This window comes from Aquiflexum sp. (genome assembly GCF_977115555.1).
On the sequence record NZ_CDSBKL010000438.1, the window covers coordinates 1 to 3,266 of the forward strand.

Here is a 3,266-nt window from a genome sequence, read left to right on the forward strand (position 1 = left end):
CGATTTTCTTTATTTACTAGGCCTACTTATGTCCTTATCCAAGGTGTAGATATAGTTCCAAGTGTTTTGAAGGGATGATCGAAATGCAGCCTGAAGCTCATCCCTTTTTGCCTTTCCTGCATTTTTTTCTACAGTCTGCCAAACTCCTTCCTGGATGATATCCATCGCTGCATAATCTTTATAAGGCATCACGTGATGGAGACTTGGGCTTTCGGGTCCCGCTGTCTGCCATTGATACCAATAACCTCCGGGTTCAAGTCCTGCACTTTTGCGGATTCCTTCCACTTCTTTGACTACCTCCATCAGTCGATGGCCATTTATGGGGTTCAAATCATAGAAAGAAACCCTGATTATATCTTCTGTAAGTGGAGAACCTTTGCTAATTCCTAATTGAAAACGGGTCACATGTGAGGTAGCTTTCTCGATATGTGGATTGATCATAGTCCGGGCAAGGTCTTGGCATTTTTTTCCGGATTCATCGGTTTTGTCCATTTCAGCCCAGTTTGCCATATCTGAAGCAAGCACAAAAACACTTCCTTCTCCCTGCTGTCTTTGCCACACTCTCCATGTCCAATCACCCTTGTTTTCCAGGTAGCAGGCTTTCCATGCTTTGATACCTTCCCTAAATTGCATTTCATGCCCGGGCTTGATGGTAAATTCGGTCACTGACATCAATGGGCCGAGTGGTTCGGTTTGGGCAATAGAGGAAGACAGTAAAGCCCAATTGAGAGCTATTCCCATTGTCAGGATGATTACATAATTCATTCTTTTTTTCATGGTTATCTTGGTTAAGGTTGATTAACTTATTTTAGATTGATTGAAAATTATGAAACAATATCATTTTTTTTTATCTCGTTTCAGAGGTGATTGGGACGAACCTACCCCAAAATTGTCCCAATACAGTGATTCATTTTCCCGCAATGAAAAATGTAATCTAATCAATTGGTAACCCTTCTTTGCTCCTCTTGGGAACCTACTTTTCTTTTCCTTGTTCCTTGGATCTTGTTGTTTCCAAACTTATAAGTGTAGGTGGCCATAAACACCCTTTTTTCAAATTTCAACCTGCCCGAAAATTCCAAATCCGCACCTTCAAATGACCTCCATCGCAGTTGGCTTGTTTCAAAAATATCGTTGCAGGATACCCTTAATACTCCGGATTTTTCAAAGTCTTTTTGGATTCCGAGATTGACGAAGCCCCGGGAAAGCCAATTGAAATAGCCATTGATAGTGGGCGAATTATAATTGCCCATCAACTCAATGGTGTATTTTTTTGGAAGGGTGAAAGTATTTGTTAAAACCACCTGAATTCCTTTCTGATCTACTTCATAAACCTCCCCATTTAACTCTGAATTGACTCTTTGATAATTGGCCGTGAAAGTGTTTTGGGTTTCCCACCAGGAATTTATTTTTAAAGGAAAAGCAACCATCATGGCAAAAGTCTTCATTTGGTCAAGATTTTCCGTTTTTAAGAATACGGTATTGGTCTCTTCATCCAGGGTAGGTTGAAAGGAAGCGATTACATTTTTGTCCCTGCTATACTGCACAGAGAATATCATACTTTTGTAGGAATAATCTGTTTTCAGGGTGTTGGTGTAAGTAGGAAGTATGTTTTCATTTCCGGCGAAGAAGGTAAAAGGGTCAGAAAAAAACACAAAAGGTGCCATCTGATTGAAAGTAGGACGGGTAATTCTCCTCCCATAGGACACTTGAACCAAGTTGTTGTCATTTATTTTTCTGGATAAAAATGTCGTTGGAAAGAAATCCCCATAGTGCCTGTCCACGATTTCCTCTCCCGAAACAGTGGTCAGGTTGGTTTTGGTGTTCTCGTACCTTACTCCTGCATTTAAAGTAGTCTTTTCGTCAAACTCAATTTTTGCGGTGGAAAAAGCAGCCAATATATCTTCATTGAGAAGGCCATCATTGGTGAAGTTTGGGTCAATCTTCCAATCTGATCCCAATTTCTCTTCGAAGACCACCGTATTGGTGAATTGTGAAAAAGTCGCTCTAAGTCCTGATTCCACAGCTACTGATTTCCCGATTTTCATGGAATGGTTGAGGTCAGTCACCCACAGCTCAATGGGGGTATCTTTGCTTATTCTGAATTCCTCTGAACTGATCAAATCATTGGATTCATCATAATTCATAATGGTATACCAGGAGGGATTGGAATTTTTGTAGGTCAGGTAATCTACATTGGTACTGATAACCTGCCCGTTTTGAAAAGTATGCTGAAGATTGATATTGCCCATGATATGACTCCATTTATTGACTTCCACAATATTCATCTTAATAAGGGTATCGGGGGAAATGGAATAATTTGATTTTGTAGTGTTGGGTGCAGTCATATCCCAACGGTTATTATATCCACTGACCAAGCCACTAAGGATGGTATTAGTTGTGAGCTTGTAGTCAAACCCAGCTTGATAGTTGATGGACTTTCTAGAGCCGAAGCGATCGGTTTCTGTATTTATTTTGATATCTTCAAAGCCATTATTGTTACCTCTAAAGGATTCCCATTCCTGAACCTGATCGACATAAGTCGCAGACAAAATCCCAAACCAACTGAATTTGGGACCCTGATGGTTGAGACTAAAGCTCATGTTGCCATTATAGCCCGATCCATAGCCTTGTCCGACCGTAAAGGAACCATTGGTGCCAACCATAGCATTGTCCTTTTTCATCACGATATTGATAAAACCAGCATCACCGTCAGCATCATAGTTTGCAGGAGGGACAGTAATGATCTCGATCTTTTCGACATCACTCGAATTGAGACCGGCCAGCATCTGATAGGCAGCCTCTATGGGCATTCTGAACCTGTGGCCGTTCATCAGGATAACCACCCCATTTTTTCCTAAAATAGAAAGGGAATTGCTCTGCCTGTTTACCATTACGCCTGGAGATCTATCCAATACATCGATGACCGATAATCCGGCAGCGGAAATGCTGTTGGCCACATTGACTACCATTTTTCCCTCTTCCAACTCAAAAAATGGCCTAGTGGCCACTACAGTCACCTCTTCCAGATTTTGGGCTTCCTCCATCACCATTATTCCACCTAACTCATTTTTTTCTGTTCCTGAAATAATGAAGCCGGGGGTATAGGATTTGGAATATCCCATGATAAAAACTTCCACAAAGTATTCTCCCTCGGGTATTTCCGAAAAAAAATAGTTCCCGGACTCATCCGATATAATTCCTTTCACCAATACTGAGTCGGGAATGCTTTTCAGCAACACATTTGCAAATGCCAATCCTTTGGATTG

The 3,266-nt window shown here is 41.1% G+C and carries 2 protein-coding genes; both read right to left on the reverse strand.

The genetic code is table 11. The annotated features are described in order from the left end of the window. Positions 1 to 9: 9 nt before the first annotated feature. A complete protein-coding gene (locus ACZFYI_RS17925; RefSeq protein ID WP_462525494.1) occupies positions 10 to 777 on the reverse strand; it encodes a hypothetical protein in 768 nt (255 codons plus the stop codon). A 161-nt stretch (positions 778 to 938) separates the two neighbouring features. Next, positions 939 to 3,266, reverse strand: a 2,328-nt coding sequence (locus ACZFYI_RS17930) for a TonB-dependent receptor (protein WP_462525495.1), incomplete at its 5' end; no start/stop codon positions are given.

What these genes read in the sequence shown, in the direction of transcription:
- ACZFYI_RS17925 (WP_462525494.1), bottom strand. Translation starts at nt 777, where the DNA reads ATGAAAAAAAGAATGAATTATGTAATCATCCTGACAATGGGAATAGCT.